The organism is Ruficoccus sp. ZRK36 (genome assembly GCF_019603315.1).
Lineage (GTDB): Bacteria > Verrucomicrobiota > Verrucomicrobiia > Opitutales > Cerasicoccaceae > Ruficoccus.
This window is the reverse complement of the sequence record NZ_CP080649.1, coordinates 1,007,087-1,019,685: the sequence shown is the minus strand read 5'-3', so window position 1 is coordinate 1,019,685 and position 12,599 is coordinate 1,007,087. Positions and strand designations below refer to the sequence as shown.

Annotated in this window: 16 protein-coding genes and 1 pseudogene; 10 read left to right on the top strand and 7 right to left on the bottom strand. The window is 55.4% G+C overall.

Annotation, left to right across the window (positions count from 1 at the left end):
• Positions 1-8: 8 nt before the first annotated feature.
• The 5 genes from K0V07_RS04480 to K0V07_RS04460 form a co-directional block, all read right to left on the bottom strand.
• A complete protein-coding gene (locus tag K0V07_RS04480) occupies positions 9-593 on the bottom strand; it encodes an RNA polymerase sigma factor (protein ID WP_220623340.1) in 585 nt (194 codons plus the stop codon).
• Positions 594-601: 8 nt separating this feature from the next.
• Positions 602-1,072 carry a periplasmic heavy metal sensor gene (locus K0V07_RS04475; protein WP_220623339.1) on the bottom strand — a complete coding sequence of 157 codons (471 nt, stop codon included), beginning with the start codon at positions 1,070-1,072 and terminating at the stop codon, positions 602-604.
• A gap of 2 nt (positions 1,073-1,074) precedes the next feature.
• Positions 1,075-1,410, bottom strand: coding sequence for a hypothetical protein (locus tag K0V07_RS04470; RefSeq protein ID WP_220623338.1), 336 nt, complete (start codon positions 1,408-1,410; stop codon positions 1,075-1,077).
• A 258-nt stretch (positions 1,411-1,668) separates the two neighbouring features.
• The gene (locus K0V07_RS04465) at positions 1,669-2,058 is read right to left on the bottom strand and encodes a hypothetical protein (protein ID WP_220623337.1); all 390 of its coding nucleotides are present in this window, start codon (positions 2,056-2,058) and stop codon (positions 1,669-1,671) included.
• Positions 2,059-2,098: 40 nt separating this feature from the next.
• Positions 2,099-2,836 carry a hypothetical protein gene (locus K0V07_RS04460; protein WP_220623336.1) on the bottom strand — a complete coding sequence of 246 codons (738 nt, stop codon included), beginning with the start codon at positions 2,834-2,836 and terminating at the stop codon, positions 2,099-2,101.
• Between K0V07_RS04460 and K0V07_RS04455 the strand changes: the two are divergent.
• Positions 2,765-3,238, top strand: a pseudogene (locus K0V07_RS04455) (type I restriction endonuclease subunit R); the annotation flags it as partial. The gene K0V07_RS04460 and the pseudogene K0V07_RS04455 overlap by 72 nt on opposite strands.
• A 440-nt stretch (positions 3,239-3,678) precedes the next feature.
• On the opposite strand, the gene K0V07_RS04450 reads toward K0V07_RS04455, so the two are convergent.
• Positions 3,679-5,874: a BT4734/BF3469 family protein gene (locus K0V07_RS04450; protein WP_220623334.1), complete on the bottom strand. Its 2,196-nt coding sequence runs from the start codon at positions 5,872-5,874 to the stop codon at positions 3,679-3,681.
• Between the two features lie 718 nt (positions 5,875-6,592).
• On the opposite strand from K0V07_RS04450, the gene K0V07_RS04445 reads away from it, so the two are divergent.
• The 5 genes from K0V07_RS04445 to K0V07_RS04425 all read left to right on the top strand — a co-directional run bounded on the left by K0V07_RS04445 (position 6,593) and on the right by K0V07_RS04425 (position 10,111).
• Positions 6,593-7,177 (top strand): nucleotidyltransferase domain-containing protein, encoded by a 585-nt coding sequence (locus K0V07_RS04445; protein ID WP_185675597.1) that lies wholly within the window; start codon positions 6,593-6,595, stop codon positions 7,175-7,177.
• Positions 7,155-7,595: a hypothetical protein gene (locus K0V07_RS04440; RefSeq protein WP_185675598.1), complete on the top strand. Its 441-nt coding sequence runs from the start codon at positions 7,155-7,157 to the stop codon at positions 7,593-7,595. Before K0V07_RS04445 ends, K0V07_RS04440 begins: the two co-directional genes overlap by 23 nt.
• 284 nt (positions 7,596-7,879) lie before the next feature.
• The gene (locus K0V07_RS04435) at positions 7,880-8,155 is read left to right on the top strand and encodes a BrnT family toxin (RefSeq protein ID WP_220623333.1); all 276 of its coding nucleotides are present in this window, start codon (positions 7,880-7,882) and stop codon (positions 8,153-8,155) included.
• Positions 8,130-8,384: a hypothetical protein gene (locus K0V07_RS04430; protein WP_185677044.1), complete on the top strand. Its 255-nt coding sequence runs from the start codon at positions 8,130-8,132 to the stop codon at positions 8,382-8,384. Before K0V07_RS04435 ends, K0V07_RS04430 begins: the two co-directional genes overlap by 26 nt.
• A 347-nt stretch (positions 8,385-8,731) precedes the next feature.
• Positions 8,732-10,111 (top strand): hypothetical protein, encoded by a 1,380-nt coding sequence (locus K0V07_RS04425; protein ID WP_220623332.1) that lies wholly within the window; start codon positions 8,732-8,734, stop codon positions 10,109-10,111.
• 43 nt (positions 10,112-10,154) lie between these two features.
• Here the strand turns inward: K0V07_RS04425 and K0V07_RS04420 are convergent, their stop codons facing one another.
• Positions 10,155-10,574 (bottom strand): helix-turn-helix domain-containing protein, encoded by a 420-nt coding sequence (locus K0V07_RS04420; protein WP_220623331.1) that lies wholly within the window; start codon positions 10,572-10,574, stop codon positions 10,155-10,157.
• Between the two features lie 190 nt (positions 10,575-10,764).
• Here K0V07_RS04420 and K0V07_RS04415 point away from each other — a divergent pair, with 190 nt between their 5' ends.
• The 4 genes from K0V07_RS04415 to K0V07_RS04400 are packed head-to-tail and all read left to right on the top strand — an operon-like array spanning position 10,765 to position 12,548.
• On the top strand, positions 10,765-11,241 hold the full coding sequence (locus K0V07_RS04415) for a hypothetical protein (RefSeq protein WP_220623330.1): 477 nt from the start codon (positions 10,765-10,767) through the stop codon (positions 11,239-11,241).
• A complete protein-coding gene (locus K0V07_RS04410) occupies positions 11,238-12,059 on the top strand; it encodes a PD-(D/E)XK nuclease family protein (protein WP_220623329.1) in 822 nt (273 codons plus the stop codon). Before K0V07_RS04415 ends, K0V07_RS04410 begins: the two co-directional genes overlap by 4 nt.
• Positions 12,056-12,328: a hypothetical protein gene (locus K0V07_RS04405; RefSeq protein WP_220623328.1), complete on the top strand. Its 273-nt coding sequence runs from the start codon at positions 12,056-12,058 to the stop codon at positions 12,326-12,328. The genes K0V07_RS04410 and K0V07_RS04405 overlap by 4 nt, the downstream gene beginning before the upstream one ends.
• On the top strand, positions 12,312-12,548 hold the full coding sequence (locus K0V07_RS04400) for a hypothetical protein (protein WP_220623327.1): 237 nt from the start codon (positions 12,312-12,314) through the stop codon (positions 12,546-12,548). The genes K0V07_RS04405 and K0V07_RS04400 overlap by 17 nt, the downstream gene beginning before the upstream one ends.
• The last annotated feature ends 51 nt before the right edge of the window (positions 12,549-12,599 follow it).

Here is a 12,599-nt window from a genome sequence, read left to right as displayed (position 1 = left end):
CAGCATATTTACAGAATACCGTCCAGGGCCTCGCGAAGGAGCTTTCGCGCCCGGTAAATCCGAGTTTCGACCGTCTTTCTGTTGGTCTTAAGTACAGCGGCGCATTCGTCGTAGGAATGCCCCTCCAGCACACAGAAAACGAAAGGAAACTTAATCCTATCGGGTAGCTTCAGGATCTGGGCATTCACCAATTGGAGAGTATCCGTGGAACGCAACTCGGAATAGGGGTCAGCGCTCCCGGAAGCAACGGATTCAAGTAGATCGCCTTCACTTTGTCCTTCGAACACAGGCGCATCCAAGGAAACCTGCCCGTGGAATTTTTTCTGTCGGCGCAATCGATCGCGGCACAGGTTTAGCGCTATCGAAAAAATCCAGGTTTTGACGGTCGCACGAGGGGAGAACGTACGCGCTTTTTGGAAAACCTTAAAAAATGTTTCTTCTGTGACCTCGGCACAATCCTCCTCGCTTCTCAGATACCGATAGGCAAAATGGAAAATCGATTCCTTAAAGCGCTCCATGAGGGAAACCAACGCATGCTCGTCCCCTCTGCCAATTTTCTGGATGAGCAGACTGTCTTCATCGCTTTTCGGCATGGGGGAATTTATTGAGGAATACTCAGTACCTGACCGGCGAGTTGCTTGAGGCGAGCTTGTTTCTGAGGCGATAAAACGCTCATCATTTGGAAATAATGACGAATGGATAGCTCCTGTAGTTGACCATGAACCATGTGAAGCTCATGAATCGCCTGCTGGACTTCAGGGGAAAAATGATCGGAATCAACAAGGAGTTCCCGCAGTGCCTCGATTTTCGCTTGGAATTCGGCCTGCAATATCGCTTTTTGCTGCCGGTATTCCGGCTCGAAAGCATCAATGGAAGCCGCTTCCTCATCGGTTAAATCCAGTTCTTTGTGTAGCCACTGATGCCCATGCATCGCATCGTGCTGACTCCAGTTATCCCCAGATATCATGAACTGGGACGTAACGGTCGATACAGCGACACAGAGCACAATAAGACCAGTGAGGAGCGCAAGCAACAGGCCCGCTTTATTTCGCTTGTTACATCCGCAATTCATGGTCAGCGCACGTTATCGAGGTTGAGGATTTCACTGTGATTCAAAAAACCAAAGTCCAAAGCGCTGGAAGCGCGTTGCTGAATTTGAGCGGCCACGGTGTAGTTGCTTGTTCTTGCGGCAGTTACACCAGCACTGACTGCCACAGCCATCGTAAGTGCGACTGCGACGAAAGCTGGCTTGGGCAACAATTCCGTGAACCAGGCCCAAAGCGAGCGTTCCGCATCTGCACGGGAGAGTCGAATCCTCCGCAATACATTTGCCTCAAGAGATCCGGGACAGTCTGGGAGAGGCAATTGCTTCATCTGCGCAATGATGCCATCAAGTTCTTGATTGTTCATAGTCTATTAAACGTGCTTTTTCCTAAAAACCCTCAAAAAAGATTCCACAGAAAACTCTGAAGTGGAAAAAAGAAGTGATTCGCCTTTGCCGCGATATCAGCAAGACGGATGCAAACTATATAAATTAACAGAAAATTGACACGCAAAACGTGTGGTTGAGTCGGGATCAACCGGTCTGGTCCGGCCTAGCGGCGCAAAAAATGCCGCCATGCGGCGGACATCAGTGCTGGATTCTCCAGAATAACCAACAGTTGAACTTCAGAGAACAAGTATACGCGGATTGTCCTTACTCGTGACGGTCATCCGTTCGACAAATGCATGGTCCGGGCGGGACCGCTTGGTATGTTTGCTGCCGAAGGCACGGATGGAAACGATTTCGCGTCTGGCCAGCGACTGGGTCGGCTCCGTCAGGTACTTGCCATATAGCCAGACCTCATGCGTCTTGAAGGACAGGTGAAAGTGATCTCCGTCCTTATTGCGTGAGCTGTACTGAAGACACGACCACGGTAACTGCCAGCATTGGCAGTTTTCATCAATCAACAGCAGGTCTTTGGACGTGGGATGGGAAGCCACGCACGGTGGCGGGAGGGATTTATCGGTTTTTGCCTGCCTCAATCGGGCTTCGATTCTTTCTTTCAGCGAACTCATGATTTTTATGGTGTTGATAGTTATCTATGGTTGAAAGGCTTCACATGCGTATGCCGTGCGACCGGCTCGGGCTGTGGTGATGGCCGGAGGGCATCATCATGCTTTGCTGTCGGGCACGCTCGGCGTGTGTCTTCATATCCAGGGCGAGCGGTTCCTCGCCGGAGCGCAGGAGGTTTTCCCGCAGCGTCTCCTTGTCGGCGGTGTAAATCTTGATTTTGCGCCGCGCCCGCGAGATGGTGACGTACCACTGTTTGCGGTTTGTCGCGGCCTGATTCTGCGAATCGCTGAACAGGACCGTATCTACAGTCTTGCCCTGGGAGCCGTAGGAGGTAATGGCGTAGCCCAAGTTCGCCAAGCGCTGATTCGGCGCGAGCGTCTTGCGGATGCCCCGATCATCGACGACGGACAGGTGACCGTTTTTGAAAATCTTCGAGACCGTAACCAACTCCCCGTTGAGCAGTTGCTTGCCGTCCACGGAGCGCCCGTTGAACTTCAACTGCAAGCGGTCGCCCTCGGCCAATGCCGCCTCATACGGGCGGGCTACCACGAAGTGCTTGGCCTGTTTAAGACTGACGGCGGATGCCTTGCCATTCTTTAAAAGTGTGAGGGATTTTTCATCGACGGACTGAACCGGGACCAGTTCGCCTTTCTGGAAACGACCGTATCTACGGATGAAATAGACGTGATCGCCGGGGCTGTAATACCGCGCATCCTGCTTTTGGGCATTATCCAGATCGCGCCCCTGATAAAGCGTGACCGGGACATCCTTACCGAGCATTCCCTCTTCCTTGAGCCGCTGGCGCACCGCCGCCAGTTCGGCGAAGCACAAAAGAACCTGAAAAAGAAGTTCAAGCGATTCTATCAGTTTGGCTTCACTGGGACGCCGATCTTCCCCCAGAATGCCCTTGGGGCAGAGACGACGGCCAGCGTGTTTGGTCGCGAGCTGCACTCGTACGTCATCACCGATGCCATCCGCGACGAGAAAGTACTGAAATTCAAGGTGGATTACAACGACGTCCGCCCACGCTTCAAAGCCATTGAGAGCGAACAAGACGAACAGAAGCTGAGCGCAGCAGAGAATCGACAGGCTTTACTGCACCCAGACCGCATCAAGGAAATCTCTCAGTACATCCTGAACAATTTCAACCAGAAGACGCACCGCCTGCAAGTCGGAGCTAAGCGTCCCGTTTATTGCCTTTGCTCTGTCGGTAGTGCTCACCATGATTACTTCTCAAATGGTTAAACGCTTACATGAAGGGCAGATCGAGTAATCGTATACATTTACAAGTCTCGGGTGCCCCTGAGTGGGTCATGCGTATTTTCCTGCTGGAAAATGGCCATATACGTGAGCTTCCCCCCGTACGCGGTGGGGGCGAGGTCTATTACTTCAGCGACTTCGATTCGGACGGCAGGCTGGAGTTTGTAAACGAGGAAGGTCATTCCGGCAGGGTCGATGGCACCGTGCCGCAGTCAAAGAGGGTCTATATGTTCGATGGAGCGCGATACAGACCGACGAGGTGAAAACCTCTTGATCGTACCGCCGGTGAGGGTGTGTTTTTTTGAGGTAAAAAAAACGAGCCCGAAATTAGCTGAGCTCGTTGGAATATGCGGGGATCTGCTTTAAACTCTTTGTGGGGATTGGCCGTTTTTGATGGCCTCGAAGGTTTCCTCTACGTCCACGCCGGGTTTAAGGTAGATCGTGATGTTGCGCTTTTCGCCTCCGCTCAGCCGAACAGAGCGCTTTACTGATACGGTGTAGCCGAGCAGTTTGAGGTAGGTCCCGAGCCTTTTGTCGCTGGGCATCGAAGCAATCTGGGCAGCGGTATGTCGGGTGTGTGGGTCCGACTCGATCCCATGCTTTTCCTTCAGAGCCTGGAGGTACACAATGCGGTCGTTGATCCACGGCCCTTCCCACTCGCTGATCCAATTCTGCAACTCGACGGCCCCGGCGGGCATTGCTTCCTCGATCATCCTCAACGTGCCACGGGTGCGTGGGGCCTCGTATGTGGCCAGGAAGCTATCGCTCACCAAGTGTCCCATAAGGGCTGCGCGGAAGGCCGCTGGCTCTTCGCGAACCATCCGGTAGAGCCTGGGATAATAATCCGGGTTCTCCAGCACCCATGCCCGCAGTTCGTCCTTGCGGTTTACCCACTGGCTGGTCAGGACGCAGAAACGACGTTCGTTATCCGAGACCGGCAGGCTGTCGGAGTGGTTGGTGGCTGCGAGATAGTTTGCGGTGGCCCGGGCCTCACGGGGGGCCTTACGCATTTCGCGCAGGCTGATACGACGGTTGCCGATCAGGCTCTTCAACCGTTCCAGCGTGTCGTACTTGCGGACGTTGTCGAGCTTTAGCTCTTCGACAAAGGTCAGGCACTTCCCGTAGGCGGGGGAGGCGAACTTGTCTTCAAGGTTGCTGGACTGGAGGACGCCGACATTGGGCTCCCCGAGTGCCGCCTCCATCAGCTCACGGAACCAGCTCTTTCCGTCGCCCTGGACCCCGTACAGGATTACCATCCAGGGCCTAAGCTGGCCGGGGTTCTGGACGCACCACGCGAGATAATCCAGCAGGAGGGCAGCCTCTTGCTCATCGGAAAACAGATGGTTGATGTGTCCGACAATCAGTTCACGGGCGAGATCGACCCTGTCGGGAAGCGCGTCCTTGGGATACTGGACGGGCCGATACTGATTCAGTAGACGCTCCCCGTTCTCATGCACGAAGACCGGGCGTGCTTCAGCCGGGGCATACTCCCTGCCTGCCACTTCTGGACAACGCCGGATTGTATAGGTGCTCGGGGACTCGGTCGAAACCTTGTCCCCGTTACGGACGACCGGGCGGTCACTCGCATACTTGAGGTCGAAACCTCTGCGCGTGCGGGCAGTCCCGCTGTGGACATCGACGATCTCATCGGCCACGGAGTCGTAGACATACCGCTGCCAGTGTGGCCAGTCCTCAAGGTAGCGCGCCTGATACTCCTTCCACCGATCAGGTGAGCACCGCCGGGCAAGGGCTTCCGCTGCTTCCAGCGGAGTATCGCGCCGGTCCTTAACGAGAGCCTTAAGTTGCAGGCGGTCTTGCTCGGAATCCCATTTTTGGGTAAGGGCTTCGAGAGCCTGCTCCGCCGTGTGACCATTCGCCTGAAGGTAGTTGGAGAGCGCCCCGCAGAACCGAATCCACTCGTCATGAGTCCCCACGGTGTCGGAGATGATCTCAAGCAGGAGCCTGCCCCGTTCTAAGGCCTGTGCGCTATCCGCTGTGCTGGCTGCCAGCGGTGCCGCCTGTTTCTGCGGACACGGAATCTGGACGGAGGGCAAGGGCGTTGCCTCCCCGTTGATGTAGATGTCACGGTCGTAGCTGTAATAGCAGAGACGGTTGATGTTCTTGCATGAGGTGTCGATCTCTAGCTGGTAGGTGCCCCGGTAGTACGCTTGGACTTGCGGGAAGTTCTCAGTCCAGGAACGCTGCGGGAATGGGATGTAGTGAAGCACCTTGAGGCCGTTCCCCGAGGGACTCAGGAAACAGGCCAAGGTATGCGGGTCTGCTACCAGTCGCTCCCTTGCGGAAGAAAGCTGGCTCTCGCTCAGATTGTCGATGTCCACGCAGATCAGGCCGTTATGGCTGGCCTCGATCTCCTCCTTGTTGTTGGTCGAGCTGAAACCGCTAAACACGAGGACAGGTAACTGGCCCTTAAGGGACCGTCTCTGCTCCTTATCACACTGGGTGCGAATCTGCTTAATCTGGGGCTTTAAATCGCGCCCCTGGTAATCGCGTCCTTCCCGGATTTGCTCAAGGGCATCTCCGAGCGACAGCTTTGTCATATTGTGCTGGGCCGCGTGTGTAAGCGCCGCCCCGATTTTATTTTCTGGCAATGACTTGCCATCAGTTGTATTTGTTTTTATGTCTTTGGATCTTTATTTCGTTTTACTCGCTGCGGCCCTTGACCGTCCTTCGATGAGGGTGTTCATGTTCCTCCTTTCGAATCGGGAAAGTCAACTAGGTGCTTTACGAGCAGGAGGGGCATATGTGGGCATTTTCTTGAAATGTCAATCTTTTTTTGGAATATTAATCTTTTTTTAGCCTCACGTCCCCCTGTCCCTTGATTGTCCCCTGGTATTTTTCAAGCAGGGGACACCCGCTAGCCATGATGAATAAAGGGATTAATGGCTTTTTGTCCCCTCGTCCCCCCTTTCTGTAGCATGACAAGATATATATTTGGATACCAAGAGGAGGAAGAGAAGGAGGAGAGAAATAAACGAAGCTAAAATCATCGGGGGACAGGGGACACAGAGGACAATACGGTTAAAGCCGAAATTCGGCTCTGACGCTCAGGGGGGGGAAATACAAGAAACATTACCTGCTCCTTTCCCGCTGCCAGTGCCCATTCTTGGGCAGCTCTATCCCGCCCGATCAATGTACTCCCCGCAAGCGACCAAAGATCCACAGGTAGCCTTTTATCTGAGGGATGGAGTTTGGCAGTAAACTACCTGTCATAAATGTATGGACTGGGCGTACGATTGTATGCTAAAAGCATCCATCTTGAATTCCCTCGAACAAATTTTTCCGAAAGCCAGGGCTGAGTTACTGAGGCTGCTTTTTGCGGACTCGGGCCAGTCGCTGCACTTGCGTGACCTCGCGCGATTGAGCCATTTAGCGGTTGGCACCATTCAACGGGAAATCGCCAACATGCGGGAGGCTGGTCTTGTGCTTGAGAAAAGAGACGGCAATCGGCTCTATTTCAGGGCAAACCCGGAGCATCCCCTGTACCCCGAATTACACAGTATTGCACTGAAAACAACCGGCTGGCTAGCGCAACTGACAGAAGCACTGAGACCCGTTGAGGGCATTGACCTTGCGTTTGTCTACGGTTCCTTTGCCTCCGATACCGCCACTGCGCAAAGTGATATTGATCTTCTGGTGATCGGCTCCGTTGGCTTGCGTCAACTGGCTCCCCGTCTCCGGCCACTGTCGGCAACGCTCGGCAGGGAAATCAACCCCAACGCGATCTCTCCTCAGTCCTATGCAGAGAAGTTGCGGGCGAGGGATGCCTACATTACGGACGTGACAACCAAACCCAAACGGTGGATTATTGGCAGCGACGATGAGCTTGCAAAGTTGGCATAAAAACGGGTGGTTGCGGCCTCATGCAACAAACCGTCAGCAAATTGCGGACTTGTTGGCCATCGTTGAGCGTGACTTGGCTGACGCGCAAACAGCAAGGCTCAGTTCCGACTGGCAGTTCGGCATCGCCTACAATGCGGCCTTGAAGCTCTGCACGATCCTTCTCTACGCAGAAGGCTACCGCCCGGAAAAGCATCTGGCACACTACCGCACCCTACAGGCATTGCCGCTGGTGCTGGGAACAGACCGAAAGGATGACGCGGATTATCTGGACAGTTGCCGCAGTAAGCGAAACACCGTTGAGTATGATGTCGCCGGACGCACAAGCCCGGAAGAAACCAAGGAACTGATTGCGTTTACCCTTGAGTTGAAAGAGGCCGTCCTCAAATGGCTTCGCAGTAGGCATCCCCATTTGTCTTAGTGGCCTGAATCGCCCGTCACCCGGTTCTCCTTTCCCGCTGCCAGTGCCCATTCTTGGGCAGTTCTATCCCGCGCTTGAGGCAGCGTTTGCGGATAGCCTGGTCTGACACCCCGAGATCATCGGCCAGACGAGACAAGGGCTTTTCCCAGACCAGCACCTTGAGGTCCGAGTCGGAGGGCTATACGACGCCGTGGATGATCCCTCGTCAGGTGCGTTATCTGTACTGCGATATCAGCTTGAAAACAACGTTGCATTTCAAGTGAACATGACTAGAGTACCCGGCAATGTTTGAATACGACCCCAACAAGAGCCAAGGCAACAAGCTCAAGCACGGCGTTGACTTTGTAGAGGCTCAAGCGTTGTGGGAAGACAGAGATGCAATTGTCGTTTCAACCTCTCATACGTCCGAACCTCGCAAGGCCCTGATTGCTCGCCTGAAGGGTAAGGTGTGGATCGCGATTTTCACGATGAGAGGCCGAAAAATCCGCATTATCTCAGTACGCCGAGCCAGAACAAACGAAGAAAGACACTATCATGAAAGCCAAGAAAATCTCAGTTGAGGAGTTTGACCGCCGTTTTGATGACGGAGAAGACATCAGCGAACACTTGGATTGGTCAACCGCCCGTCGCCTGCATGGAGGCAAGCGCGAAGGGGCAGGACGTAAATCCAGTGGCCGTCACCCCTATACGATTCGATTGAAACCGCAGATTCACGCAAAATTCCAGCAACGGGCGAGGAAAAAGGGCATCAGCCTCTCGGAGTACATTGAGGAACTCGTAAAGGATTGAAGATTCAACCGGGAGTCGGTAGAAGTTAATCCAAGCTTGAAGACAGGGGTCGTTTCAAATCGAGAATTCTAGTAAAAATATAGTAACGTCGCCTTCAACCTCCTATAAATACTGCATCGACGTGAGCTTCCCAAGCTTGAGACGAGGGTTCGACTCCCTCCGCCCGCACCATCCCATTTTAAGCCTAAATCACTGACAAATAGGCAGTTGAGCCGAAAGTTCGACTTTTCAGGGGAGATGCAAAATTGACTGAAATGGACCCGAATGGACAGAAATCCTAGTGACTTCTAGTGACCCCCGTCCTCTAGTGACTTGTCATTTCTGTCAGGTTCGATTCAATGAACCCCGTGAACGAAACCCCACCTCAGTTCAATCCCCGTCAACTGACCAACGGCAAATGGAAGGCCCGGGTCCAGATGCCGACGACCCGCCTTTCCGATACGGGTAAGCGCATCTACGCTCAGCGGGAAAAGACGTTCGCAACCAAAGGCGCCGCAGAGGCTTGGGTACGGGCCCAGAAGCAGATCAACGTAGAACTGGGTGCCAGCGGAAACCTCACCCAGATCGAGCTCGCCGAGTACCGTGAGACAAAGGCGATGCTTGACGGCGCCGACCTGCGCGAAGTGGCCATATTCTGGATCGAGAGACACCCCAAAGCCCAGGAGATCACTTTGTCCGAGGCGCTCAAAGAGTATGAAGACAAGGCCTATCCCGATTTCCAGGGGACGACTATCGCCGGGAAAAAGTCCATCCTCCGCATGCTCAACGAGGCTTTGGGCAGCCTTGCCATCCAGGACATCACCCCCGAGCTGCTTGAAGATCTACTGGATGACCTGCCATTCTCCGAGACAACCTTCAACAACTACCTGCGCGGCTATAAGACGTTTTTCAAGTGGTGCACCAAGCGGAAGAACCGCTTCATCGCCAACTCGCCCGCCGAAGCCCTTGAATACAAACGCGAAGACGCCCCAGCCAAGGAATTTCTGAGTGTGTCTGATGTTAAGGCCCTTTTCCGGGAAGCGGAAAAGAAAGACCCCGGACTCATCCCCTGTCTCGCGCTGGCGTTCTTTGCCGGAATCCGGGCAGAGGAAATCAAGCGTCTCGCCCCGGAAGACATTCACTACGACGACAAGGCTATCAATATACGACCTGAGGTAGCCAAAAGGAAACGCAAGGGTCGCCCGTTGCCCCGCTACATTGAGCACCTACCGGAAGCCCTTTGGCTCTGGCTGAAACCCTTTGTGGACAGCAACAGCGTAGTCCAACTGGACAGGCATAACCTCGATCGCCGCCGCCATCGGCTTTGCGTAAGCGCTGGCATTAACTACCCCCGCAACGCAGCCCGACACAGCTTTGCCACCTACGGGGTCGCTTTCACCTCCAACCCCGGCAAAGTCTGCGGCTGGACCGGACACCGCAGCCAACAGACATTGGAGGAGTTTTACAAGGGCCTGACTCCTAAGGCCACAAGCAAAGCCTTCTTTGCCCTGACCCCATCCAGGTCCAAATATGAGCTGAAGGACAAAACCAGCGCTCCCGTCAGCAAAGCCGACTGGCCATCGCCCAAAGAACTCGCGGACATGGTCAAAAAGCAGCCCGTTACCCATATTGCATGCGCACTGGGCGTCTCAGATCAGGCCGTGAGAAAACATCTGAAAAAGCTGGGGCTGAAAACGATGCCCAGAGGCTACTGGGCTTCCCAAGCATCCACTTCCTCGCAGAGCTAGCAACTCAATCCCGCAGGCTTTCGTCCTACCTGCCCCAGCGGCCTCACCCCTCCATGAGCTCGTCCAACTCCGTTTTCTTAAAGCGAAACGTCTTCGTTCCCTCCACCAAATAGCCGCGCAGTTCGCCCCTCTCGCGCTTTCGATCAATCGTTCTTGTAGATACGCCGAGGTAACGAGCAGCTTCCTGACGATCCAGCCAGACCTTATGGTTCATCCCTGAAGCCTGTTGCAGCGACTCACTGCTTTGCACCAGTGCCTTCAAGGCACCCTGCATAGCCAGCTTCTCATTTCGCTCTGCCTCGACCTTGGCACCCTCAACCGCCCGGGCGTCATCCTCTGCTGACCACGCCCGAAAGAGCTTCCGCACCTCATCGCGGTCAACGGCCTCATTGTAAGCCAGAATATCTTCCGGGCTCACTCGATGCTCGAACGGATATGGAGGTGTGAAATTCTGCGCAGCCATGCACGATAAAAATGCAGAGCAGCGGCGAGAACCGCAATGAGAATCCACTCCCCCTCCCCTGCGCAAAAAGCCCTCGACCTGCGTTATATATCCGTGATAGCGGGACGATCTCGCTATCAGAAGCCCGGCAGACACCGACCCGTCGCCGGGCTTTTTCGTACCCACACGGTCACATTCGAAAGGATTCCTCATGGCTATCACCCTCGAAGCCAACTACTCGAAGAAGCTGGGCCTGCCGCAGTTCTCTTCGCACCAGTACTCGATCACGGTCCGCACGGAGGTTAACGACCTCGCCCACATCCAGCAGGCCAGCACGCACCTGTACCAGCAATTGCAGGAGGCGGTGGACCGGGACATCCAGGAGACGGGTTTTTTGCCTGTATCCGGCTCATCGATACACGAGCCGACACGCTCGCCACTACGGGCAGACCCCAACCGCCCGGCCTTCATCCGACAGAGTTCGCACCGATGGGCTTGTTCGCCCAAACAACAGGCCCTGATCGAGCGGATGATGAAGGAGCACGGCATCACAACTGATGCGATGGAAGAGTTAGCCCAAAGCCGCTTCCAGACGCCCCTCCCCCGCCTGAACAAGATGCAGGCCTCCGGGCTGATCGACGAACTGATCGGCACCTACGGCTCTGCCAAGGGGAGGAACCGGTCATGATTCAGCCGCTGGAACACGATCGCAACGGCCAGCAGCCCTCCACCGATGGCTTGCTTGACCACATCTCGGCCAGCACGGTCAAACTCTACCTGACCTGTCCGCTGAAGTTCTGGTACAAGAAGGTCCTGAAGTTGCCCGAGCCTGTCTCCCCCAGCCTGCACCTGGGTAAGGCTGTCCACGCCGCCTTGCAGCACTTTCACCGCGCTCGCTGGCGTGGGGAGTGCCACGAGCGGTCGACGGTTATCGAGGCCTTCACACAGGCGTTTAATGCGCCGGAGGAGACCTCTGTGTATCCGGATATGGATACGCGTCAGACCAACCACGACAAAGGCATCAAGATGGTCGAGGCCTATCTGGACTCCGAGCACGGGCAGATGACAGAGCTTCCACTCGGTGTCGAAGTCCAACTGGAGGAGGACCTGCCGGTGCTTCCCAGCCCGGTTTTGGGCTACATTGACCTGGTTCGGGTGGGCAATGTGCCGGTCGATTACAAGACCTGCGCGAGCACCCCAAACGTCCAGCTCGAAGCCTTCCAGCACGAGGTACAGCTCACGCTCTACCAACTGTTGATCGAGTCGGCCACGAGCGAAAAGGTCGAGGGACGCGAACTGGTTTTCCTCGTCAAGACCAAGGTCCCGAAGGTTATCGTGCACCGGTTGGAACCGGCGAGCGAACGAGAGAAACAGCGTGTGCTGGACATCGCCTGCGCGGCGGTGGACGGCATTTACCATGAGCGGTTTCATCCGCAACCGGGCATGCACTGTGCCTGGTGCAGCTACCGCTCGCAGTGCGCAAAATGGACAGGAGGGGCGCGATGATCCAGGCCATCCTCATCACCGTGATCAGCGTGGGCGCGGGCATTTTTATGCTCAACGAGCACGACGAGCCACCCTCCCCTCCTCCGGTCGAGCAACCCGTCCTCCTGCCACTGGCCCATGCCCTGTACTGGGTCGGGGGCTGCTCGGTCGCCTGTTCCCTCATCTGGGGCAGCAGTATCGTGCGGGCCGCCAGGTATAAGCACCTGAGCCCGCCGCGCTCAAACAGACGCAAACACAACAGCCTGCCTCACCATGAATGCCGTCCTTAAGCTCGTGCTCATCGCGCTGACTGCCTACAGCGTCGGCACGCTGGTGGGGCCGGTGGCCATCGGGGCCGTCAACGAGGCCAAGGAAACGCTCAGCCCGTTCCTGGTCATCTCCGTGGCCATCCTCATCGGATCCATCGGTTATGCCGTGGGAGCGGTGAGACGTTCGCCCTTCGTCCCGGAATACCCCGAGTACGAACGGGACCGTGAGCGCTACCGCTGAGCCTGATCTGTCATACCCGGCCAATACAGCCCCGCCTCGATCACACGAGGC

What these genes read in the sequence shown, in the direction of transcription:
- K0V07_RS04480 (WP_220623340.1), bottom strand. Translation starts at nt 593, where the DNA reads ATGCCGAAAAGCGATGAAGACAGTCTGCTCATCCAGAAAATTGGCAGA.
- K0V07_RS04475 (WP_220623339.1), bottom strand. Translation starts at nt 1,072, where the DNA reads ATGAATTGCGGATGTAACAAGCGAAATAAAGCGGGCCTGTTGCTTGCG.
- K0V07_RS04470 (WP_220623338.1), bottom strand. Translation starts at nt 1,410, where the DNA reads ATGAACAATCAAGAACTTGATGGCATCATTGCGCAGATGAAGCAATTG.
- K0V07_RS04465 (WP_220623337.1), bottom strand. Translation starts at nt 2,058, where the DNA reads ATGAGTTCGCTGAAAGAAAGAATCGAAGCCCGATTGAGGCAGGCAAAA.
- K0V07_RS04460 (WP_220623336.1), bottom strand. Translation starts at nt 2,836, where the DNA reads ATGCTCGGTAAGGATGTCCCGGTCACGCTTTATCAGGGGCGCGATCTG.
- K0V07_RS04450 (WP_220623334.1), bottom strand. Translation starts at nt 5,874, where the DNA reads ATGACAAAGCTGTCGCTCGGAGATGCCCTTGAGCAAATCCGGGAAGGA.
- K0V07_RS04440 (WP_185675598.1), top strand. Translation starts at nt 7,155, where the DNA reads ATGAGCTTGCAAAGTTGGCATAAAAACGGGTGGTTGCGGCCTCATGCA.
- K0V07_RS04435 (WP_220623333.1), top strand. Translation starts at nt 7,880, where the DNA reads ATGTTTGAATACGACCCCAACAAGAGCCAAGGCAACAAGCTCAAGCAC.
- K0V07_RS04430 (WP_185677044.1), top strand. Translation starts at nt 8,130, where the DNA reads ATGAAAGCCAAGAAAATCTCAGTTGAGGAGTTTGACCGCCGTTTTGAT.
- K0V07_RS04420 (WP_220623331.1), bottom strand. Translation starts at nt 10,574, where the DNA reads ATGGCTGCGCAGAATTTCACACCTCCATATCCGTTCGAGCATCGAGTG.
- K0V07_RS04415 (WP_220623330.1), top strand. Translation starts at nt 10,765, where the DNA reads ATGGCTATCACCCTCGAAGCCAACTACTCGAAGAAGCTGGGCCTGCCG.
- K0V07_RS04410 (WP_220623329.1), top strand. Translation starts at nt 11,238, where the DNA reads ATGATTCAGCCGCTGGAACACGATCGCAACGGCCAGCAGCCCTCCACC.
- K0V07_RS04405 (WP_220623328.1), top strand. Translation starts at nt 12,056, where the DNA reads ATGATCCAGGCCATCCTCATCACCGTGATCAGCGTGGGCGCGGGCATT.
- K0V07_RS04400 (WP_220623327.1), top strand. Translation starts at nt 12,312, where the DNA reads ATGAATGCCGTCCTTAAGCTCGTGCTCATCGCGCTGACTGCCTACAGC.